This is a genomic window from Hylemonella sp. P2_B10 (assembly GCF_056404875.1).
On sequence record NZ_JBFUDE010000004.1, the window covers coordinates 497,166 to 518,511 of the forward strand.

Consider the following 21,346-nt stretch of genomic DNA (forward strand, 5'->3'; position numbering starts at 1 on the left):
CCGCCAGACCACCGGCCTAGAATCCCGCTCAACATGGAACTGCTGCTGTACCAATGGAGCACCAGCGCGCAGATCACCTCCGACCTGCTGGTGGCGATCTTTTTCGTGGTGCTGACACGCACCACGAAGCGGCTGGAGTTGCGCCCCTGGCTGTATGCCTGGCTGGCCAACCTGGGAGCCTTGGCGGTGACGGTGGCGTATTGGCTGCTGCAGCCCGAATCGCCCTGGGCGTTTCTCGCCATCCGCACCGCCTACAGCTTCCTGAAGACGCTGTTCGTGCTGCAGCTGATCGTCGGCGCCTGGAGCTTTGCCGCCGGGCCGGCGCCGCTGGCCGTGCGCCGCCGCGCCATGGTGGGTGCCACGGCGGTGGCCTTGGCCGTGGCGCTGCTGGCCACTTCCATCAACCGACTGGGCTTCATCCAGTCCAGCGTCATCTGCCTGTGTTTCACCGCCGGCGCCCTGTTGGCGGCACGCTGGCAGGGACCGGCCTGGGCCTGGCTGGCAGCGGCCTTTGGCCTGCGCGCTGCCTTCGCGGCCGTGGAGAGCCTGGCCTACGGCTCGCAACTGACCCAGCTGCCCTGGTCGAGTTCGCCCTCGGTGGCGCTGTTCCTGGCCGCACACTCGTCGTTCGACATGGGGGTGGAGTGGATGATTGCGCTGGGTTGCGTGCTGACCCTGCACCGCACCGTGGCCAAGGAGCTGATGCACGCCAACGCCGAACTGATCGCCGCCAAGGAAAGCCTGCAGACGCTGGTGGACCGCGACGCGCTGACCGGCCTGTCCAACCGGCGCTCACTGCGCGCCATCATGGAGCAGGCACGCGCCGGCGGCGCCACCATCCTGTTCTTTGACCTGAACGATTTCAAGCGCATCAATGACCGTTATGGCCACCAGGCCGGCGACGACTGCCTGAAACGCTTTGCCCGCGTGTTGCAGACCAGCTTTCGCCCCAGCGACCACGTGGTGCGCTATGCGGGGGATGAGTTCGTGGTGGTGGTGCAGGGGCTGACACCCGAGCACGTGGCCGAGCGCATCGCCGCCGCCCGGCACCAACTGGCGCACGAGATGGAAACCGGCCCAACCATACGCTTCTCGGTCGGCCAGTCCTACCTGGCGCCGGGCGGCGAGCCGGACCAGGCGCTGCATGCGGCCGATGCGGCCATGTACGCAGAAAAAGAGGCGTTGTAACCGCTGCGCGGCAATACAACGCTGTGCGCAGGGAGGATGATGCAGCGCAACACACGGCCTGGCGACCCTGCGACAATGCACCCCATGGCCGAAGAAAGACCGCAAACCCTGGGCGAGGAAATCGCCAACAGCGTCAGCCACGGCGTGGCGCTGCTGGCCGCGCTGGCGGCCGTGCCCTTCCTGCTGACATCGGCCTGGCAGCTGAACCTGGCCAGCTTCGTCGGCGCCACCGTGTTCGGCGCCACCATGGTGCTGCTGTACCTGGCCTCCACGCTGTACCACGCGCTGCCGCCCGGCCGCGCCAAGCGCGTGTTCCTGAAGCTGGACCACGGCGCCATCTACCTGTTCATTGCCGGCAGCTACACGCCCTTCGCGCTGGGCGCTTTGGGCGGCCCCTGGGGCTGGACGCTGTTCGGCCTGGTCTGGTCCATGGCGGCTTTAGGCATCACGCTGAAGATGTTCGACCGGCTGACCCACCCCTGGCTGTCCACCGGCCTGTACCTGGCCATGGGCTGGCTGGTGCTGATCGCCGTGGTGCCGCTGGTGCGCCATGTGCCGACGGCCGGCGTGGCGCTGCTGGTGGCCGGCGGCCTGGCCTACACCGCCGGTGTGGCGTTCTTCCTGCTGGACTCGCGCTGGCGCTATGCGCACGCGGTGTGGCACGGTTTCGTGGTGGCCGGCACCGCCTGCCACTTCTTCGCGGTGATGGATTACGCTGCTTAGCGTCAAGCTCGCGGACCCCGAACCGCATCCCTCTGGTCAAGGAGTACGCAGGATGCACAACACCCTCACCCGAATGGCCGCCTGGCTGGCCGCCGGCTGCGCCGGCATGGCCATGGCCAGCGCCCATGCCGCCGAGCCGCAACTCGACAAGATCAAGCTGCCGCCGGGCTTCAGCATCGAGCTGTGGGCCAAGGTGGAGAACGCGCGCCAGATGGCGCTGGGCCAGGCGGACGCCAAGGGCGGCACGCTGTTTGTCGGCTCGATGAAGGCCGGCAAGGTGCACGCAGTGAAATTCGACGCCGCCTACAAAGCCCAGGCGGCCACAGTGCTGGCCAGCGGCCTGCAGTTGCCGGTGGGCGTGGCCTACAAGGACGGCAAGCTGTACGTGTCGGCCGTCAGCCGCATCCTGCGCATCGACAATGTGGACCAGCAGCCCAGTGGCACCTCGGCCACGCCGGTGGTGGTGACCGACAAGCTGCCCACCGAGACGCACCATGGCTGGAAATTCATCGCCTTCGGGCCGGACGGCAAGCTGTACGTGCCGGTGGGTGCGCCCTGCAACATCTGCGAGCCCGACGCCCAGCGCTACGCCAACATCCTGCGCATGAACGCTGATGGCAGCGGCGTGGAGACCTTCGCCAAGGGCGTGCGCAACACCGTGGGCTTTGACTGGCAGCCGGGTACCCGCGAGCTGTGGTTTACCGACAATGGCCGCGACATGCTGGGCGACGACAGCCCGCCCGATGAGCTGAACCACGCGCCGCGCGCGGGCATGCACTTCGGCTACCCGTACTGCCACGGCGGCGACATCGCCGACCCGGAATTCGGCGCCAAACAAGCCTGCAAGGACTTCACGCCGCCGGTGCAAAAGCTCGGGCCCCATGTGGCCTCGCTGGGCATGCGGTTCTACACCGGCAGCATGTTCCCGCCAGCCTACCGCAACCAGGTTTTCATCGCCGAGCACGGCTCGTGGAACCGCTCGAAAAAGATCGGCTACCGCATCAGCCTGGTGCGGCTGCAGGGCGGCAAGGCGGTGGCTTACGAGACCTTTGCCAGCGGCTGGCTGCAGGGCGAAACCGCCTGGGGCCGCCCGGCCGACGTGCTGGTGCTGCCCGACGGCTCGCTGCTGGTGGCCGACGACGCGGGCGACGCCATCTACCGCATCACCTACAAGGGCTGAACCGGCACTGGAGCGTCTCTGATTGACACGGTTTTGACGGCCGTGTGACCGGCCGCTTGACAGGCGGCGGCCAGCCCGCGACAGTTCACTCCTGCAAAGGAGGGACACACCATGAGCATGACTTTCACCCCGGGCTGGAACGCGCCCAAACTCAATCCCGTGCCGGTGCTGGGGCCCAACCCCAGCAACAAGCAGGTCAAGAACAAGACCTACATCGAGAACAACAACCAGAAGCGCCTGGACGGCGCGATCTTCCTGACGTTGTTCAACGAGACCGATGTGCGCAGCGCGGTGCAGAAGGCCAGCACCCGCTTCAAGAAAGAGCCGGCCATCAACACCCTGCTCAACGACATGATTGGCGTGCCGGTGGCCATCGTGGTGGACCAGGGCACGCACCAGGAAGAAGACCGCAGCACGGGCGGCTTCATGCTGCACTTTGACGCCCGCCGCCCCGACAACAAGTGCTTCCACCTGTACGTGGGGCAGGACAACAGCGGCGCGCTGGACATCATCGAGATCTCCTACATGGACCCGGCCAAGGGACGGGTGGAGGAGTTTCCCGCCTGAGGCGTGCTGGCGCGCGCTAGGTTTTGCCGCCGGGCCGCCCCAAGGCAAAACGCGTCCCCCTCGGGGGGCAGGGAGCTACACGAAGTGAGCGACCGTGGGGGCGCTTCAAAACTCCAGCGCGTCCACGATGGCCTTCAGGCCCGCCACGGCGCAGGCATCGTCAGCCTCGCCACCAGGCGCGCCAGACACCCCCAGACCGCCCAGCACGCTGCCGCCGGCTTCCACTGGCCGGCCACCCGCCACCGCCAGCACATGCGGCAACTTGCGCAGGCCGCTCATGGGTTTGCCAGCCTGGGTTTCTTGCCCCAGCGTGCCACTGTCGATGCGGAAGCTTGCCGCCGTCCAGGCCTTGTTGGTGGCCGCGTCCACCGTGTGCGGGCCGGCGAAGCGGTCGCGCAGCAGCACCTGCAGCACGCCCGAGCGGTCCACCACCGCCACGCTGACCTGAAAGCCGGCCTTGCGGCAATGCGCCAGCGCCGCCTGCGCCGCGGCCAGTGCGGTCTCGGGGGTCAGCAGCTTGACGCTGTGGCTGCCTGCTGCCGGTTGCGCCTGCTGCGCCTGTGCGGCTTGCATGGCCAGCAACAAGGCTGGGCCGCACAGGGCAGCCATCCTCCAGGTTTTGCGCACTGTGTTGGTCATGGCTGCTCCTCAATAGGGCTCGAACTGGATGTTGTTCTTGCTCAGCATGCTGCTGATGTAGGCCTTCCAGGTGCCGCGTGGCGACCACACCTTGGCCACCGCCTCATACGCCTGGGCCGGGTCCACATGCTGCGTGATGGCGCGGTGCAGAAACACCATACTGGAGCCGCGCATGTTGACCTGGCAGTGCACCAGCACCTTGCGGTTGGCCAGGCCGACCAAGGCCGCGCTGAACACCTTGAAATCCTGTTCGGTGGGATGGTCCCACTGCATGGGCACGTTGACGAACACCAGGCCCTGGCGGGCCACGATGAAGGCCTCGTCCTTCACTGCGTCGTCCACCGTGGGCGGCGCCAGGTAGACCACCGCCTCGAAGCCCTGCGCGCCCAAGCCCGCCAAGGCCTGGGCCGTGGGCTGGCCCGATGTGAACAACAGCGGCGTGATCTGCACGATGTTGGGCGCCGCGCCCGGCGCCATTTGCGCCGCCAGCGGCAGCGCCACGCACAGCGCAGCCAGGGCCAAGCCCGCGCAGGCCAGCCAGCGCGCTGCCGCGCGCCCTGTTGAACAAGCCATACCGTCTCCTCGCTGTACGCCGCCACCGCAGCCTCGCAAGCATTATGTCCTTCGCCACCGCCGGGTGAGGTGGCCGGGGACCTCACAGCGTGTGCGAGCGATCCCCTTGGGCGAAACCCATGGGCAACCACGGTTCACCAGCGCCCACGGCGATGACCTTGAACAGCTCGCCCATCTCATGCTCCATCAGCAGCTTTTGCGCATGCACGCGCTCGCGCAGCCCGGCACTCTCCAACAGCGGCAGCAAACCGCTGTTCAGCAGGAAACGCGCCTGCGTGGTGTAGCCCAGCACGTTCAGGCCCGCCTCTTGCGCCGCCAGCGCGATGCCGGTGAAGTTCACGTGCGCGGTGATGTCTTTCAAGCCCACGGCGGCCAGCGGGTCGCCATCGGCCTGGTGGCCCTGGTGGCACATCACCGTGCCCATGTGGCGCTGCGGGTGGTAGTACTCTGCTTCAGGAAAGCCATAGTCGATCAGCAAGGCCGCGCCACGCGCCAGCCGCTGCGCCAGCGTGCGCATGAAGCCCTCGGCCTGCGGGTGGATCTCGGTCACATAGTCGTGCTCGCCGGCAATCTCCAGCGGCGGGCGCAATTCTGTGGGCCGGTCTGCCCAGCCCAGGCCATCAGCGGTCACCACCACACCGCGCTCGTGCCAGGTGCCGCCGATGCGTGCCAGCAGCTTCACCGGCATGGCGTCCAGCACCTCGTTGCCGACCACCACGCCTTCTATCTTGTCTGGCAACGTGTCCACCCATTGCACCTTGCCAGCGAAGGCCTGCAGGCGCTGCTGCTGACGCTCGCGCAGGCTGCTGGACAGGTCCACGATGGTGTAGCGGCGCACCTGGTCACCGAGTGCTTGCAACAACTGCTCGGCCAGCGCACCGGAGCCGGCGCCGAACTCCCACACCTCCGTGGTCCCCGTGGCCTGCAGCGCCTGCGCCACCTGGCGCGCCAGCGTCTGGCCAAACAAGGGGGTCATCTCCGGCGCGGTGACAAAGTCGCTGCCTGCCTGGCGCTGGCCGCCCCGCACCACATAGGGCAGGGGACCGAACTTGGCGCTGTCGTTGGCGTAGTAGCCCAGGCCGGGCGTGTACAGCGCCAGCGCCATGAAGGCGTCAAAGCCCAGCCAGCCACCGGCCGCACCGATGGCGGCCTGAATGTGGTCCAGCAGGGGGCTGGGCGAGTTCTGCCGGGCTTCCATGGGTAAACTGTGGTCTGCGCTTGTCGCGGGTGGTGTGATCATGCTCATCGCCGTCAAGCCAATATTGTCCCGCAATGCCACGCAAGCCAACCAATCCCCCCGCTTCCCCAGTGCCCCCCACCGTGCTGGTCACCGGTGCGGCCAAACGCCTGGGCCGTGAAATCGCACTGGCACTGGCCGCTGCCGGCTGGCGCGTGGCTGTGCACTACCGCAACTCGGCCGAGGAAGCCCGCCAGACCGTGGCCGACTGCGCCCGCCTGGGCCAAGACAGCGCCGCCTTCCGCGCCAACCTGGGTAGCGAGGCCGCGGTGCGCAAGCTGCTGCCCGCCGTGGTGCGCCGCTTTGGCCAGGTGGATGCGGTGGTCAACAGCGCCTCCACCTTCGAGCATGACGACGCCACCAGCTTCTGCTTCGCCGCCATGGACAAGCACCTGCACAGCAACACCGGTGCCGCCATCGTGCTGGCCCAGGCGCTGCACGATCACCTGAGCCAGCGCGCCAAAGGCAAACAGCCGGCGCGCGGCGTGGTGGTCAATCTGCTGGACCAGAAGCTGTGGAACCAGAACCCCGATTTCCTCAGCTACACCTTGTCCAAGGCTGCGCTGGAAGCCGCCAACACCATGCTGGCGCTGGCGCTGGCGCCGCAGGTGCGCGTGGTGGGTGTGGCCCCGGGGCTGACACTGACCAGCCACCTGCTGGACAACGCCAAGTTCAAGCGCCTGCACAAGCTGTCACCGCTGGGCCGCTCGTCGGCGCCGGCCGATGTGGCTGCTGCCGTGCGCTTTGCAGTGGAAAACCCATCCATCACCGGCACCACGCTGTTGGTGGACGGCGGCCAGCACCTGATGAAATTCGAGCGCGATTTTTCGCTGATGTAAGCACCCGCCCACACCCTGCGGCCCAACTGACGGAAAACACCATGTCCCAGCAGCCCACCACCGGCAACCAGACCCTGACCCTCACCGGCCTGCGCTTTGACGCCAACCTGGGCATCCTGGCCTCCGAGATCGGCAACCCGCAGCCCATCCAGGTGGACGCCGAACTGCGCCTGGGCGCGCAGCCGCTGCTGCCGCGCGACGACGACATCACCCATGTGCTGGACTACCGCAAGGTGCGCCAGATCATCATCAACGAATGCACCGCCGAGCATGTGAACCTGCTGGAAAGCCTGATCGGCAAGCTGGCTCACCGGCTGATGCAACTGCCCGGCGTGCTGGGCGTGCGGGTGAAGATCGCCAAGCTGGAAATCTTCGAGGACTGCGAGGTGGCGATACGGGTGGAGACGGGGCAGTGGTGAGGCTCTTTGACGATGGATGTCACCTGGCCACCGATGTCAGGACAGCAACCCCTCGGACTTCAGAAAATTGGATGGCATCGAAGGCAGCAAGTGTTCCACCAGATCAACGGTCATCATCACATCAGCCATGGCGCGGTGGCCCTTTCTGACCTTGTCGGGCAGCAAGTCTTCGACCAGTGACCCCAGCCCCCCTTGCTTGCGGCCGGTCACCTGCCTGGCAAGCGTCATGGCGTCGAGCTGCCAGGTGAACTCGGGGCGTTTCAAACCGAAACGCTGGTGCTCGTACTGGATGATGGGAATGTCGTTTTGACGGCTGCTGAAACCTATCCAGACGCAATCTTGCCTGTCCAGGACGAAGTCAGCGGCCTCATCGTGCCAGGCCGGTGCGTTGGCCACGGTCTTTTGCGTGATCCCCGTCTTCCTGCTGGCAAACGGATTGAAATAGACACCCCGCCCGGGATTGATGTATGAATTCAATCCTGGGTAGGCGCATGAATCCGCAATCACCAGGCAGGCGAACTCCGTGATGCCCCGTTCCTCCGCTTTGCTGCCCGTGTGCTCAATGTCGAAAACAACGAGGGGGCGCGCCAGTTGCCGCGACAGATTGAAAAGGTGTGGGGTGTGCATGGCGCCTTGTGCGCCTGGAAAGCGTGTTGCTCTGCCGGGCGGGTGGTGCTGCATTTTAGGGGCCACGCCACATGGCGGGCAGAAGAGTCCCTCCCCCACCCAAAACCCCAATCTGGCGGGACAATAGGGGGTTAGCCGGAAAATCCGGCCCCGAAACCCCCTGGCAGAAGCTGCCACCGGAGAGAGCAATGAGCGCAGTGTGGATAGACGACGAGGTGGTACCCCTCCAAAAGGACCAGCAGCTGAAGATAGAGCGCGAAACCCACAAGCTGGAAAAGCGCCTGTGCCGTCAGGTTGGCCAGGCCATCATGGACTTCAACATGATTGAGGAGGGCGACAAGGTGATGGTGTGTGTGTCCGGCGGCAAGGACAGCTATGCCATGCTGGACATCCTGTTGAAGATGCAACAACGCGCACCCATCAGCTTCGAATTGGTGGCAGTGAACCTCGACCAGAAGCAACCCGGCTTTCCGGACCACATCCTGCCCGAGTACCTGAAGCAGATTGGTGTGCCCTTTCACATCGAGACGCAGGATACCTACAGCATCGTCAAAAAAGTCATCCCCGAGGGCAAGACCATGTGCAGCCTGTGCAGCCGGCTGCGCCGCGGCATTTTGTACAAGGTGGCGGGCGAACTGGGCTGCAACAAGCTGGCGCTGGGTCACCACCGCGACGACATGCTGCAAACCTTCTTCCTGAACATGTTCTTTGGCGGCAAGCTCAAAGGCATGCCGCCCAAGCTGATCAGCGACAACGGCGACTACGTGGTGATTCGCCCGCTGGCCTATGTGGCCGAAAAAGACCTGGTGCGCTGGGCCGCACACCGACAGTTCCCCATCATCCCCTGCACGCTGTGCGGCAGCCAGGAGAACCTGCAACGCAAGCAGGTCGGCAACATGCTGCGCGAATGGGAGAAGCAACACCCGGGCCGCATCGAGAGCATGTTCACCGCGCTGCAAAACGTGGTGCCTTCGCACCTGATGGACGGAACTCGGCACGACTTCAAGGGTCTGAAAGCCACCGGCGTGCCTGATGCCGATGGTGACGTGGCGTTTGACGAGGTGGAACTGCCCGGCCCCGTCACCACGCTGCCTGGTTTGCAGGTGGTGCAACTGTAAAGTTGCCCGCTGCACAGATGGCACCGCGCCACCGATGGTAAGGTGGCGCAACCGGCAGAACAACCGGAGCGCCACGAGGAGACCGCACCATGAACCACATCGCATTGACACGCACTTTCGCCCTCGGCGCGGCGCTGACCGCCACGCTGCTGGCCGGCTGTTCCACCATCGTGCCGGTGGACAGCGAAGTGAAGAGCTACCTGGGCCAGGCCGGCGCACCGGTCAAGGGCGGCAGCTTCCGGTTTGAGCGCCTGCCCTCGCAGCAGGTGGACGCGGCGCAGGCCAACAAGATGGAAGCCATGGCCCAGCCGGCGCTGGAGAAGGCGGGCTTCCGCCGTGACGACGCCAACGCCCAGTACAGCGTGCAGCTGGGCGCGTATTCGGCGCAGCAGATCGACCTGCCGGCCTCTTTCAACGGACCCTGGCCGCGCTATGTCTACCCGGCCTACTATGGCCGCTTCTTCTACTACCACCGCCCGTTGGGCTACCGCACGACGGTGCCGCTGGACCCGATGTATGTGTCGGCCGTCACCGTGGTGGTGCGCGAAATGGGCACCGGCCGCGTGGTGTACGAGACCAACGCCACCAACGAGCAGCGCTGGTTCGACCCCGACAAGGTGTTCCCGCCCATGTTCGAGGCGGCGATGAAGGACTACCCCAACGCGCCGACAGCCCCGCGCACCATCACCATCAGCGTCGACACCGCAAAGAAGTAAGGCCCCCACGGCCGCTCACTTCGTGTAGCTCCCTGCCCCCCAAGGGGGCCGCAAATTCCCTTGGGGCGGCCCGGCGGGAATTTAGCCCCCACGGTCGCTCACTTCGTGTAGCTCCCTGCCCCCCAAGGGGGCCGCAAATTCCCTTGGGGCGGCCCGGCGGGAATTTGGCCTTCACATCGCCACAGGGTCGCCTCCCTAAAACGCATCAGGGTTGATGCCGTGGCCTGGCGGCCGGGCCATGTCAGACAATGCCGCCATGAGTCCGTTCCAAGTCATCGTCCTGGCGACGCCGGTGTTTTTCCTGGCGATGGGCATCGAGTTCATCTATGGCTACGTGCGCCAGCGCCGGGGCACCGGCCGCAACACCTACCGGCTGAACGACGCCCTCAACAGCGTCAGCCTGGGCGTGCTCAGCCAGTTGAGCGAGGTGTTCAGCAAGGTGCTGTTCGTCGCCGCCTATGCCGCCATCTACAACCATATGGCGCTGTTCCCCAATGAGGCGTTCTGGCTCACCTGGTACGGCGCACTGCTGGCGCTGCTGCTGTACGACTTCTGCTATTACTGGCTGCACCGCGCCGGCCACGAAGTGGCGGTGATGTGGGCCGCCCACGTGGTGCACCACCAGAGCCAGGACTACAACCTCAGCACCGCGCTGCGCCAAACCAGCAGCGGTGTGTTCCTGAGCTGGATCTTCTACGCGCCGCTGGCCATCCTGGGCGTGCCGCCGCTGATCCTGGGCATCGTGGCACTGGTGGACCTGCTGTACCAGTTCTGGGTGCACACCGAGCACGTGCCCAAGCTGGGCTGGTTCGACCGGGTGTTCGTGTCGCCCAGCAACCACCGCGTGCACCACGCCGTCAACGACCGCTACCTGGACCGCAACTACGGCGGCATCCTGATCCTGTGGGACCGGCTGTTTGGCAGCTTCAAGGAGGAAGACGAAAAGTGCGTCTACGGCACGCGCGGCCAGCTCAACAGTTGGGACCCGCTGTGGGCCAACCTGGAGGTGTACGCTGACCTGGCAAGAACCAGCTGGCGCGCCCGCAACTGGGGCGACAAGCTCAAGGTGTGGTTCAAGCCGCCCGGCTGGCTGCCGGCCGACGTGGCGGCGCGCTACCCCAAGCCGGCGTTTGAGCTGGCCACGGTGCAGGTGTTCAACCCGCCCATGAGCCGCGCCACGCAATGGTTTGTGGGCCTGCAGTTCCTGTTGCTGCTGCAGGGCGTCACCGCCATCCTGTGGAACGCGCACCGCATGCCGGTGCTGGACTGCGCGCTGTGGAGCGCCGCACTGGTCATCGCCTACTGGACGATGGGCGCGGTGGCGCAGGGGCGCCTGTCGATACCGCGCGCGCTGGCGGTGGAGTTCGCCGCACTCGCGCTCGCTGGTGGCACCTTAGGCCTGCACGCGCTGTAAAAGCTGCTGTCAGCCCGCGGCGCTGGCGTAGCGCGCGGCCAGACCGGCATACAGCTGGTCGCGGAAGTTCGGCGCGGCCGGGTCCACGGCAGCCAGCACCTCCACCAGGTGCTCGTTGTCCTCGCGGCCTTGCCACAGCTTCAGATACGTCCCTTGCTTGTAGCCGTGGTCCTGGCGAAAGAAGTTCAGCACGTTCTTGCCCACGTACTGCTTATACAGGTCATCCCAGCTCAGCTTGCAATCGGCCAGCAGCGCTGCAAACAGCGGCACGGCAAAGCGACGCGCCGCCGCCAGGCCCACCAGCAACTCAATCTTTTCCAGCGTGTCCAGTTTCTCGATCAGGTAGGTTTCGCCGTCGAACACCACCTTGTCCTCGGCTTCGACAAGGAGTTGGGCCAGCTGATGCGCCGCCAACGGGATGTCGCCCTGGGCGGCGATGATCAGGTCCGACAACGCGAAGTGCCAGATGTCCACCAGCTCCATCTGCAGTTGGGGCAGATCCAGCTGCTGCGCCTTCCACCATTTCCAGCCGTGGTGCTCCATGGCCTCGGCGCCTTCAATCACGGCGGCGCGCAAAAAGGGGTAGCCCGCGCCCAGCCACTGCGGATTGACCTTGGCGTTCATGCCCGCCTGCAGGTTGAGCATGGATTCGATCTGGGCGGTGCTGAGCATGGGGCGTGTGTCGATAAAAGGAGGTTCAAGAAAAGTCCCCCATGATAGTGGGACTGCCGCAGCGCAGCATGACCATCCTCGCGCGAACGAACTAGCATGGTGCCATGCTGACGCCCACCGACCCGTTCGACCTGCAGCGCTTCATCGACGCCCAAACGCCGGTGTATGCGCGGGTGTGTGCGGAGCTGGCCGCCGGCCGCAAGGCCAGCCACTGGATGTGGTTCATCTTTCCGCAGCTGCGCGGCCTGGGGCGCAGCAACACGGCGCGGCACTACGGCATCAGCGGCCTGGCGGAGGCCCAGGCCTATTGGCGCCACCCACTGCTGGGCGCGCGCCTGCGCGAGTGTGTGGCGCTGTTGCAGGCGGTCAACGGCAAGACGGCGCTGCAGATCATGGGGCAGCCGGACGACCTGAAGCTGCGCTCCTGCCTGAGCCTGTTCAGCATGGCGACCCCTGAAGAACCCCTGTTTCGCCAGGCACTGGCCAAGTATTTTGCCGGCGAACCGGACGCGCAAACGTTGGCCTTGTTGGCCTCGCCTTGAAACATTGATTTGCAACTTTTTGGTTGCGTATTTCGACTCACCTGGACATAATGCAATCAGGAGGTTGCATTTATGTCATCCACGGACCGCATCGAGAAACAGATTCTGCTGAAGGCAACGCGGCAGCGCGTGTGGCAGGCGCTGGCCAATGCCGAGGAGTTCGGCAACTGGTTCGGCGTCAAGCTGCAGGGCAAGACCTTTGTGGTGGGCGCGCACACCAGCGGCTACATCACCTACCCTGGTTACGAACACGTGCTGTTCGATGTGCTGGTGGTCGCGCTGACCCCGCCGCAGGCAATGTCGCTGCGCTGGCACCCTTATGCGGTGGACCCGGCCAAGGATTATTCCGGCGAGCCCACCACACTGATCGAGTTCACGCTGACCGAGGTGCAAGGCGGCACACTGCTGAAGGTGGTGGAATCGGGCTTTGACGCTATTCCCCAGGAACGCCGCCTGGAAGCCTTGCGCATGAACACCGGCGGTTGGGAAGGTCAGATGGCCAACATCGAAAAACATCTCAATGCCAACGCCTGACGCCCCAGTGCTGGCCGGCCACGCGCCGGTCTTCGCCGCGCTGGGCGATGCCACGCGGCTGCGACTGGTGGCGGTGCTGTGCGCCGGTGGCATGTTGTCCATCGCGCAGTTGACCGCCGGCACCGCCATCACCCGCCAGGCCGTGACCAAGCACTTGCAGGTGCTGGCCCATGCCGGCCTGGTGCACGACACCAAGGTGGGCCGCGAACGCCTGTGGGCGCTGAACCCCGAACCGCTGAAGCAGGCGCGCAGCTCGCTGGACCACATGGCCCAGCATTGGGACAGCGCGTTACAACGGCTGAAGCTGGCGGTGGAGGGCTAGCCCTCAAACAACGGGGCGTTGTCCTTTGGCGGCACCACACCCAGGTGGCGATAAGCTGCCAGCGTGGCAATGCGCCCGCGCGGCGTGCGCTGCAAGAAGCCCTGCTGTATCAGGTAGGGCTCGATCACGTCCTCGATGGTGTCGCGCTCCTCGCCTATGCTGGCGGCGATGTTGTCCAGCCCCACCGGGCCACCGTCGAAACGGTGGATCACCGCTTCCAGCAGCTTGCGGTCCATGATGTCAAAGCCCTGCGGGTCCACGTCCAGCATGGCCAGCGCCTTGTTGGCAATGTCCAGCGTGATGGCGCCGCTGCCCTTGACCTCGGCATAGTCGCGCACCCGGCGCAGCAGCCGGTTGGCGATACGCGGCGTGCCGCGCGAACGGCGCGCAATCTCAAAACCGCCCTGCTCGTCCATCGGCACCTTCAACAGGCCGGCGCTGCGGCGCACAATGCGCGCCAGCTCTTCCGAGGTGTAAAACTCCAGCCGCGAGACGATGCCAAAGCGGTCGCGCAACGGGTTGGTCAGCATGCCGGCGCGGGTGGTGGCGCCCACCAGCGTGAAGGGTTGCAACTCCAGCTTGATGGAGCGCGCCGCCGGGCCTTCGCCGATCATGATGTCGATCTGGTAGTCCTCCAGCGCCGGGTAGAGAATTTCCTCCACCACCGGCGACAGGCGGTGGATCTCGTCGATGAACAGCACGTCGTTCTTTTCCAGCCCGGTCAGCAACGCGGCGAGGTCCTTGGGCTTTTCCAGCACCGGCCCGCTGGTCTGGCGCAGGTTGACGCCCAGCTCGTGCGCGATGATGTGCGACAGCGTGGTCTTGCCCAGCCCCGGCGGGCCGAACAACAGCACATGGTCCATCGCCTCGGCCCGCTTTTTGGCCGCACCAATGAAAATCTCCAACTGCTCGCGCACCTTGACCTGACCCACGTACTCGTCCAGCAGCTTGGGACGCAACGCGCGCTCTATCGCCTCCTCATTGGGCGAAACGGGTGCGGCAGACACCACCCGGCGGGCTGGTGGGGCGGCAAAATCGTCGGTTTGTATGCTCACAGGACAGTTTTCAGCGGCAGCGCCCACGCGCGCTCTGACCCGGACTATAGCCCTTGCAGGCAGGCCTTAGCAGCCCCGCCGGCTCAAGACAGGCCCGGCAACTGCCGATACCATCCATAAACCGCCGAAAATTGTTGGTCCCGGCGGCCCTGTTGCCGTGCCCGCTCCGAACATCGCCCGCCCATGACCTTGCCCACCCGTTCTCGCCGCCTCCCTTTCCGCCCACTGGCATGGCTGGCCATGATGGCGCTGGGCCAGGGCGGTGCCGTGATGGCAGCCGACCCGCACGACACCGCGCCAACCAAGAAGATCACCGAGGCCGCGCCGGCTCCCGCATCAGCCCCCACCCCCGTCACGGCGAAGGAAGTGGGTGCCCAGGTGCGCGAATCGCTGGCGGCCGGGGACGCGAAGAAAAAGAACCTGACGCTGATGGTCGGCGTCAAGGACAAGCAACTCAGCATGCCAGTGCCAGCCGCAGCCGGCGGCCATGGCGCGGCAGAGGCCGACAAGCCAACCGCCACCAAGGCCACGGCCCGCGCAGCCGCACCCCGAGTGGCCGCGCACAGTCAGTACGAGCGTGCCCGCGCGATCGCCCATGGTGTGGCGGTGCCTGCGGACAAGAAAGGCATGGCTGCTGCCGCAGCGCATGGCGGCGAAGTGCACTGGGACTACGAGGGCGACAACGGCCCGCAAAACTGGGGCACGCTGAAGCCCGAGTTTGCCACCTGCGCCACCGGCAAGCGACAGTCGCCCATCAACATCGAGAGCAATGCCACGCTGCAAGGCCCGGCCGAGCCGCTGCAATTGAATTACCAACCCAGTTCCGGTTCGGTGGTCAACAACGGCCACACCATCCAGGTGGACGTGAACGGCGACAACACCATGACGGTGCGCGGCTCCACTTACAAGCTGCTGCAGTTCCACTTCCACAACCCGTCGGAAGAGCGCGTCAACTACAAGTCCTATGCCATGGTGGCGCACCTGGTGCACCGCAACAACGAAGGCCAGCTGGCGGTGCTGGGCGTGCTATTGGACCCGGGCGCTGCCAACACGCTGATCAACAAGGTGTGGACCTACATGCCGCTGGACAGCGGGGACCGCGTGCGCATGCCCGACGGCATCCTGAACCTGAACGAATTGCTGCCCAAAGACCAGCGCTATTACCAGTTCATGGGTTCGCTGACCACGCCGCCGTGCAGCGAAGGCGTGCTGTGGATGGTGTTGAAGCAGCCGGTGCCGGTCAGCAAGGAGCAGCTGAAGCTGTTCGGCCAGTTGTTCCCCAACAATGCCCGGCCGGTGCAGCCGCTCAACGGCCGCGCCGTGCGCGACGCGCAGTAGTTAGCCCCCACGGTCGCTCACTTCGTGTAGCTCCCTGCCCCCCGGGGGGGCCGCAAATTCCCTTGGGGCGGCCCGGCGGGAATTTGATAGCCTCTGCAGTCGCTTACTGTGTTTTGCTCTTCTCGGCGGCCGCTGCAGCGGCCGACGCCATGGCTTCCATGCGCTTGGCGAACTCTTCCATGTTCTTGGCGTCCAGCTTCACTTCGCCGTCGGGTGTCTTGATGGTGACCGCCGCGTTGCCGGATTGCGCCGTGGCGGCACCCGGCGTGGCCGACAGCTTCACCTCGCCCTGGGGCGTGCTGATGCTGATGCCGTTCGACGCATCGCCCACCATGCTGCCCATGCGACCCACCGGCGACGGCGTGAAGATGGCGCCGATGGCACTGATCACCACCATGCAGACGATGCCCACCACCACCACCACCGCCATGTAGGGGACGGATTTCTCCGGTGGGTTCTTCATCAGCACCGGCAGGCCGAGGTAGATCACGTACAGCCCGTACAGCGAGCCCACCAGGGCCAGGATGCTCAATGTGCCCGGCAGCACATGGAACACGCCCGCGACCATGCCGGGCGTGCTGCCGTAGATGGTGAGCTTCAGTGCATTCAGCAGGTTGGCCTGCCCGCCGAAGGTGCCGGCCAGCGCGTTGACCAGCCAGGCCCAGACGAAGACCATCACCAGCGTCAGCACGTACTGCGTGATCATCATGCCCAGACCGCTGATGATGGGCAGGCGGATGGAAAAGCCGAAGCCACCCATGCCGACCAGGCTCATGCCGATGAAGGTGGCCACCGCGGGGATGGCTGCCAGGATCACCATGTAAGGCACATACAGCGCCTGCGGATTGGCCACCGGCTCCTGCTCAATGACCTGCCAGGTAGGCCCCGGGTTGATGATGATGCTGCGCGCGCGTTCCACGATATCCATGACAAACACCCTTTCGCGGTTGTAGTTGACCTGGCCGAGCCCGGCGAGGCACAGTCTACTGGAATTGGGCTGTTTGCCCTAATTGGGTGGTGCCTGCCCGCGTCTACTTGGCCAACGCCTTCAAGGCCTGCTTGATGCCCTCGCTGACGCCGATGTCGGCCGGCAGGGCCTTCAGCGCGGCGGCGGCCTCCTTGTCGCTGTAACCCAGGGCCAGCAGCGCCTGCAGGATGTCGGCCTGGGCATCGTTGGCCACGGCCGCGTGGGCGCCCAGCTCGGCGCCCAGCTTGCCCTTGAGTTCCAGCAACAGCCGCTCGGCCGTCTTCTTGCCAATACCGGGCACCTTGACCAGGCGGCCGGCCTCCTGCAGCGACACCGCCTGCGACAGCTCGGTCACGCTCATGCCCGACAACACCGACAACGCGGTGCGCGGGCCCACGCCCGAGATCTTGATCAACTGGCGAAATGCCTCGCGTTCCATGGGGGTGGCAAAGCCGTACAACAGCTGCGCATCCTCACGCACCACGAAATGCGTCAGCAGGCTGACCTGAGAACCGCTGGCCGGCAGGTTGTAGTAGGTGCTCATAGGCACCTGCACCTCGTAGCCCACGCCGTGGCAGTCCAGCAGCACCTGGGGGGGGTTCTTGTCGCTCAGCGTGCCCGTCAATTTGCCTATCATCGCCAGCCTGTGGTTTGTTGCCTATCATGGAGGGCCGCGCCCGCAGCCCACCCTTTGACGGAATTATCAGCTTGATTGTCAGACACCTCTTTACGCCGCCCAACAACAACCGCCTGTCTCACCTGTGCGGCCCGCTGGACGAGCACCTGCGCGCCATCGAGGTGGCGCTGAACGTCAAGATCGCGCACCGGCACGAGCAGTTCAAGGTGGACGGCCCCAAAGTCCAGGCCAAGCGGGCCATGGAGGTGCTGCAGGCGCTGTACGAGCAGGCCGCCCGGCCGATCGACAAGCGCACCGTGCAGCTGATGCTGGCTGGCGACTCGGCCCACGGCGAGGGCGACGCCGAGGTGCTGCAGACCAAGCGCAGCGACCTGCGCGCACGCACGCTGAACCAGGCCAACTACCTGGACAGCATTGCCAGCCACGACATCACCTTCGGCATCGGCCCGGCCGGCACCGGCAAGACCTACCTGGCGGTAGCCAGCGCGGTGGATGCGCTGGAGCGCAGCGCTGTGCAACGCATCATCCTGACCCGCCCGGCGGTCGAGGCCGGCGAGCGCCTGGGCTTTCTGCCCGGCGACCTGACACAGAAGATCGACCCCTACCTGCGCCCGCTGTACGACGCGCTGTATGACCTGATGGGCGTGGAGCGGGTGCTGAAGGCGTTCGAACGCCAGGCGATAGAAATCGCGCCGCTGGCCTTCATGCGCGGGCGCACGCTGAACAGCTCCTTCGTCATTCTGGACGAGGCCCAGAACACCACCTCCGAGCAGATGAAGATGTTCCTGACGCGCATAGGCTTTGCCTCCAAGGCGGTGATCAACGGCGACATCAGCCAGATCGACCTGCCCCAGCACGAGCTCAGCGGCCTGGTGGAGGCCGAACAGGTGCTCAAAGGCGTGCCAGGCATCGCCACCTGCCATTTCAACAGCGGCGATGTGGTGCGCCACCCGCTGGTGGCGCGCATCGTGGACGCCTATGACGCCAAGGGCAAAGTGCGCAAAACACAGGTGGGCCAACCCAGCCCGCCGCCGGCGCGCAGCCGGAAGAAGGCGGCGTGACGCCATGCTGAAGGATTTGTCGCTGTCATTGCAATTCGGCAAGCTCGCCGACGCCGCCAGACACCGCGCCGCACTGCCGCGCCACAAGGTGGCGCGCTGGATACGCCATGCACTGGACACGGATGCCGAAATTACCGTGCGCATCGTTGACACCGAGGAAGGCCGCGCGCTGAACCGCGAGTACCGCAAAAAGGACTACGCCACCAATGTGCTGACTTTTGACTACACACAGCAGCCGGTGGTGACCGCCGATCTGGTGCTGTGTGCACCCGTGATCGCCAAGGAAGCCAAGGCGCAGCGCAAGACCTTGCAGGCCCACTACACCCACCTGCTGGTGCACGGCGCGCTGCACGCCCAGGGTTGGGACCACGAGACCAGCGAGGCGGACGCCCAGGCCATGGAGGCGCGCGAGATCGCCATCCTGGCGGGGCTGGGGGTCAAGAACCCGTACTGATTTGGATGTATCCTGTGGCCTGTCGGCCGCGCTGCGCCCCACGACCGCATGAAGCGTGAACGCTGAGCAAGGAGGAAGCAACGGCATAGGCGGTGCATCGCCAACCCCGGGTCACCCATGAAACATGCATACTTGGCTACGGACTGCATAGCGAATTCAAGCACTTACAGCTTGATCAACAGTGTCGCCTTTCATCCGTCCGAGAATGTTTTTTGCGCCACGTTTTCGACCCGGTCCATGCTCATTGTCTATGCCATCGACGATGAGGGTCGCGCAAAAGCCCTTCAGAAAATCTCCGGCTCGAAAGCAGGATTGTCAAATCCGCAGCATGCCATTTTTTCACGGGATGGCGAGAGGATCATCACTTCCGATTGGAGTGAAGAAACTTTCACCATCCATGCGCGCCTGCACGACGGATCGTATGAGCCCATCCCGGCCAACATCATTCCTTTCCCCGAACGATTGGCCGGCTACAAACCCCACGGCATGGAGATGTCCCCATCGGGGCAGTTCATCGCTGCGGCGTTTGGCGCTTCTGCCAAGAGACCGCAAGCGATTGCCAGTTTCCGCTACGAGCAGTCCTCCAACAGCATGACACTCATCACGGTCGTGGAAGGAGCCGGCCTCGCGGGGATTCCGAAAGGAATTTGCTTTTCACCGGACGGGACGCATCTGCTGGTGACGTTTTCAGATGCGCATTCGAACTGCATCAGTCTCTACAGCTTTGGGGCCGTTGACGGAAGCATCAGCGAAAGCCCATGCCAATCGGTTCAGGGCTCACTGTCAAGTTTGAGCAGGCCTGAAGACATCAAGGTTTCTCACGAAGGCAATCAGCTGATTGTCAGCAACAGCGGTACCAACGCCATCGCCTTCTATCGATTCAGTGGGCTTGAGAATCGAATTGTCCAGCCGGTTCCCGAAGCGGTCATGGATAAAAATTCATCCGGCCTTGAGTTTCCGCACGGCCTCGCTGTTTCGCCCTGCGGCAGTTACTTGGTCGCTTCCCAGTTTGGACCTCTTGAAGTCACTGCGGATGAAGACATTCTCTTTGGAGGGAGGACGCCCACGCGGCAAGCCAAGATTTGGGTTTTCAGACGATCTGACAACGGGCTTCAGCAACGGCCGCGCACCCACTGGCCATGGACCCCATGGCTCTGGCAACTGCGCGACCGGCTGGAAAAGCGGTCTTAGAGAATGTGGTCCGTCTTGCAATTTGCACTTTTACGAATTCTTGTCTTTCTGCGCGGCTTGACAGTCCGTTGGCGTGGTCTTTCAAAAGCCGGGGGGACGCCGGTATTGAAAATTTTGGATTTTGGGTACAAATCCGCCCGCGGCCACCATCATGCGTTGAACCAACTGATCGTGCGCGCGGTGACCGCGCGCGGCTATTCCGTCCATGTGCTCGCGTCCAGGTATCTGGATCCCGCACTCAGGACGGAGATCACCATACCGACCTTTCGTTCGTTGGTTTATGAGCCTGCCAATGATGCCGAATCGCTTCAGCGCAAGGCCAGTCAAACCCTGATCAAAACCGCTCAGGATTTATTGCTTCAACGGCTTGGATTCCTGCGCAACCCACGCGCTTGCATCCTTGTTCACACCGCAACACCTTGGCATATCCAGTCACTTCTGCAAGTCATGGCAGCCTGCCGGTGCAACTGTCTGGTGAATATTTTCCTGATGCTGCCCCCAGACTTTGAGGTAACTCCGGAGTTGGAAGCCGAGCAGGTTGCGGCCTATGTGCAAGCTTGGCATTTGGCAAGGCGCGCCAACATGCGCGTGTGCTTTTGGGCGGAAAACCGGTTGCTTGCTGAAAGATACAGAAAAATTGGCTTTGATGACCTGAAGCTCCTTTGGTTACCCATGGCTCTTCCGGTGTCTGCATTGCGCCCGAAGCCAGTGCCTTCTGAAGGCACGCGGCTCAGATTTCTTTTCATCGGTGGGCCGAGGTCCGACAAGGGTTTTCGGCTCGTGCTTGAAGCGCTTGAACTGGCACATGCAAGCTCACTGAATTTCGAGTTTTGCCTTCGCTTGACATTCATGGATGAAACACAACGAAGCGTGCTTGAGCGGTTCCGCGGACCACTGCTTGATCTTCTCGTGCAGCCTTTTTATTCGGATGAAGCCTATTTTGGTGAGTTGGCAACGGCCCACGCCGTGCTGCTGCCCTATGACCCGGATGCTTATCGCATCAAGAATTCCAATATCGTTTCGGAATCACTGGCTTGCGGCACCCCAGTGATTGTGTCGAATGGGGCCAATAGCTTGCATGAGTTTGTGGAAAGCTTCTCCGCACCCTGCTATGTGGCCATGCCTTCCTACACAGCGCAAGGCCTGCTGGAAGCCATGAATTTGTGCGCCGCGAATTTTGGAACTCTGGCGGCGGCAGCGAAAACAGTGGCGCCCCAGGTCAGGAAATTGCGCGCACCCGAAGTCTTTGTCGACCAACTCTTTTCACAATCCGAAGCCGAACCCGGCAGCGCGGTGTGAAATCCAACCGTTTTGGGTTTTCCAGCCATTGGCG

General features: G+C 64.3%; 24 protein-coding genes and 1 pseudogene. 17 read left to right on the top strand and 8 right to left on the bottom strand.

The window, feature by feature from the left end:
* The first annotated feature begins 33 nt into the window (after positions 1-33).
* From AC1DX2_RS20130 to AC1DX2_RS20145, 4 genes are all read left to right on the top strand, one after another.
* Complete coding sequence (locus AC1DX2_RS20130; RefSeq protein ID WP_477198179.1) at positions 34-1,188, top strand: GGDEF domain-containing protein; 1,155 nt, start codon at positions 34-36, stop codon at positions 1,186-1,188.
* Positions 1,189-1,272: 84 nt separating this feature from the next.
* Positions 1,273-1,911: a PAQR family membrane homeostasis protein TrhA gene (gene trhA / locus AC1DX2_RS20135; RefSeq protein ID WP_477198180.1), complete on the top strand. Its 639-nt coding sequence runs from the start codon at positions 1,273-1,275 to the stop codon at positions 1,909-1,911.
* A 52-nt stretch (positions 1,912-1,963) separates the two neighbouring features.
* A complete protein-coding gene (locus AC1DX2_RS20140; protein WP_477198181.1) occupies positions 1,964-3,091 on the top strand; it encodes a PQQ-dependent sugar dehydrogenase in 1,128 nt (375 codons plus the stop codon).
* 111 nt (positions 3,092-3,202) lie between these two features.
* The gene (locus tag AC1DX2_RS20145) at positions 3,203-3,658 is read left to right on the top strand and encodes a hypothetical protein (RefSeq protein ID WP_477198182.1); all 456 of its coding nucleotides are present in this window, start codon (positions 3,203-3,205) and stop codon (positions 3,656-3,658) included.
* Between the two features lie 105 nt (positions 3,659-3,763).
* Here AC1DX2_RS20145 and AC1DX2_RS20150 read toward each other — a convergent pair whose 3' ends face one another.
* The 3 genes from AC1DX2_RS20150 to AC1DX2_RS20160 form a co-directional block, all read right to left on the bottom strand.
* On the bottom strand, positions 3,764-4,297 hold the full coding sequence (locus tag AC1DX2_RS20150) for a GlcG/HbpS family heme-binding protein (RefSeq protein ID WP_477198183.1): 534 nt from the start codon (positions 4,295-4,297) through the stop codon (positions 3,764-3,766).
* A 9-nt stretch (positions 4,298-4,306) separates the two neighbouring features.
* Positions 4,307-4,870: a protein tyrosine phosphatase family protein gene (locus AC1DX2_RS20155; protein WP_477198184.1), complete on the bottom strand. Its 564-nt coding sequence runs from the start codon at positions 4,868-4,870 to the stop codon at positions 4,307-4,309.
* Between the two features lie 82 nt (positions 4,871-4,952).
* Positions 4,953-6,068, bottom strand: a complete 1,116-nt coding sequence (locus tag AC1DX2_RS20160) for a class I SAM-dependent methyltransferase (protein WP_477198185.1) — start codon at positions 6,066-6,068, stop codon at positions 4,953-4,955.
* A 74-nt stretch (positions 6,069-6,142) separates the two neighbouring features.
* Here AC1DX2_RS20160 and AC1DX2_RS20165 point away from each other — a divergent pair, with 74 nt between their 5' ends.
* On the top strand, positions 6,143-6,946 hold the full coding sequence (locus tag AC1DX2_RS20165; protein WP_477198186.1) for an SDR family oxidoreductase: 804 nt from the start codon (positions 6,143-6,145) through the stop codon (positions 6,944-6,946).
* A 41-nt stretch (positions 6,947-6,987) separates the two neighbouring features.
* Positions 6,988-7,365: a dihydroneopterin aldolase gene (locus AC1DX2_RS20170; protein ID WP_477198187.1), complete on the top strand. Its 378-nt coding sequence runs from the start codon at positions 6,988-6,990 to the stop codon at positions 7,363-7,365.
* 36 nt (positions 7,366-7,401) lie between these two features.
* Here the strand turns inward: AC1DX2_RS20170 and AC1DX2_RS20175 are convergent, their stop codons facing one another.
* Positions 7,402-7,992: a 3'-5' exonuclease family protein gene (locus AC1DX2_RS20175; RefSeq protein ID WP_477198188.1), complete on the bottom strand. Its 591-nt coding sequence runs from the start codon at positions 7,990-7,992 to the stop codon at positions 7,402-7,404.
* A 188-nt stretch (positions 7,993-8,180) separates the two neighbouring features.
* Here AC1DX2_RS20175 and ttcA point away from each other — a divergent pair, with 188 nt between their 5' ends.
* From ttcA to AC1DX2_RS20190, 3 genes and pseudogenes are all read left to right on the top strand, one after another.
* Positions 8,181-9,110: a tRNA 2-thiocytidine(32) synthetase TtcA gene (gene ttcA, locus AC1DX2_RS20180; protein WP_477198189.1), complete on the top strand. Its 930-nt coding sequence runs from the start codon at positions 8,181-8,183 to the stop codon at positions 9,108-9,110.
* 89 nt (positions 9,111-9,199) lie between these two features.
* Entirely contained in the window at positions 9,200-9,826 is a 627-nt protein-coding gene (locus AC1DX2_RS20185; protein ID WP_477198190.1) for a DUF4136 domain-containing protein, read from the top strand.
* 256 nt (positions 9,827-10,082) lie between these two features.
* Positions 10,083-11,228 (top strand): annotated as a pseudogene (locus AC1DX2_RS20190) (sterol desaturase family protein); the annotation flags it as partial.
* A gap of 21 nt (positions 11,229-11,249) precedes the next feature.
* Here the strand turns inward: AC1DX2_RS20190 and AC1DX2_RS20195 are convergent.
* Complete coding sequence (locus AC1DX2_RS20195; RefSeq protein WP_477198191.1) at positions 11,250-11,912, bottom strand: dUTP diphosphatase; 663 nt, start codon at positions 11,910-11,912, stop codon at positions 11,250-11,252.
* 104 nt (positions 11,913-12,016) lie between these two features.
* Here AC1DX2_RS20195 and AC1DX2_RS20200 point away from each other — a divergent pair, with 104 nt between their 5' ends.
* The 3 genes from AC1DX2_RS20200 (at position 12,017) to AC1DX2_RS20210 (ending at position 13,310) form a co-directional block, all read left to right on the top strand.
* The gene (locus AC1DX2_RS20200) at positions 12,017-12,454 is read left to right on the top strand and encodes a DUF1810 domain-containing protein (protein ID WP_477198192.1); all 438 of its coding nucleotides are present in this window, start codon (positions 12,017-12,019) and stop codon (positions 12,452-12,454) included.
* 72 nt (positions 12,455-12,526) lie between these two features.
* Positions 12,527-12,988 (top strand): SRPBCC family protein, encoded by a 462-nt coding sequence (locus tag AC1DX2_RS20205; protein WP_477198193.1) that lies wholly within the window; start codon positions 12,527-12,529, stop codon positions 12,986-12,988.
* A complete protein-coding gene (locus AC1DX2_RS20210; protein ID WP_477198194.1) occupies positions 12,975-13,310 on the top strand; it encodes an ArsR/SmtB family transcription factor in 336 nt (111 codons plus the stop codon). Before AC1DX2_RS20205 ends, AC1DX2_RS20210 begins: the two co-directional genes overlap by 14 nt.
* On the opposite strand, the gene ruvB is transcribed toward AC1DX2_RS20210, so the two are convergent.
* Positions 13,307-14,365 (bottom strand): Holliday junction branch migration DNA helicase RuvB, encoded by a 1,059-nt coding sequence (gene ruvB, locus AC1DX2_RS20215; RefSeq protein WP_477198195.1) that lies wholly within the window; start codon positions 14,363-14,365, stop codon positions 13,307-13,309. The genes AC1DX2_RS20210 and ruvB overlap by 4 nt on opposite strands.
* Before the next feature lie 183 nt (positions 14,366-14,548).
* Between ruvB and AC1DX2_RS20220 the strand changes: the two genes are divergently transcribed.
* Positions 14,549-15,703: a carbonic anhydrase gene (locus tag AC1DX2_RS20220; RefSeq protein ID WP_477198196.1), complete on the top strand. Its 1,155-nt coding sequence runs from the start codon at positions 14,549-14,551 to the stop codon at positions 15,701-15,703.
* 103 nt (positions 15,704-15,806) lie between these two features.
* Here the strand turns inward: AC1DX2_RS20220 and AC1DX2_RS20225 are convergent, their stop codons facing one another.
* Complete coding sequence (locus tag AC1DX2_RS20225; RefSeq protein ID WP_477198197.1) at positions 15,807-16,631, bottom strand: Yip1 family protein; 825 nt, start codon at positions 16,629-16,631, stop codon at positions 15,807-15,809.
* 103 nt (positions 16,632-16,734) lie between these two features.
* A complete protein-coding gene (gene ruvA, locus AC1DX2_RS20230; RefSeq protein WP_477198198.1) occupies positions 16,735-17,307 on the bottom strand; it encodes a Holliday junction branch migration protein RuvA in 573 nt (190 codons plus the stop codon).
* Positions 17,308-17,378: 71 nt separating this feature from the next.
* Here ruvA and AC1DX2_RS20235 point away from each other — a divergent pair, with 71 nt between their 5' ends.
* The 4 genes from AC1DX2_RS20235 (at position 17,379) to AC1DX2_RS20250 (ending at position 21,312) form a co-directional block, all read left to right on the top strand.
* Positions 17,379-18,368, top strand: a complete 990-nt coding sequence (locus AC1DX2_RS20235; RefSeq protein WP_477198199.1) for a PhoH family protein — start codon at positions 17,379-17,381, stop codon at positions 18,366-18,368.
* Between the two features lie 4 nt (positions 18,369-18,372).
* A complete protein-coding gene (gene ybeY, locus AC1DX2_RS20240; protein WP_477198200.1) occupies positions 18,373-18,822 on the top strand; it encodes an rRNA maturation RNase YbeY in 450 nt (149 codons plus the stop codon).
* A 171-nt stretch (positions 18,823-18,993) separates the two neighbouring features.
* Positions 18,994-20,013: a lactonase family protein gene (locus AC1DX2_RS20245; protein WP_477198201.1), complete on the top strand. Its 1,020-nt coding sequence runs from the start codon at positions 18,994-18,996 to the stop codon at positions 20,011-20,013.
* Positions 20,014-20,028: 15 nt separating this feature from the next.
* Entirely contained in the window at positions 20,029-21,312 is a 1,284-nt protein-coding gene (locus AC1DX2_RS20250) for a glycosyltransferase (protein WP_477198202.1), read from the top strand.
* The last annotated feature ends 34 nt before the right edge of the window (positions 21,313-21,346 follow it).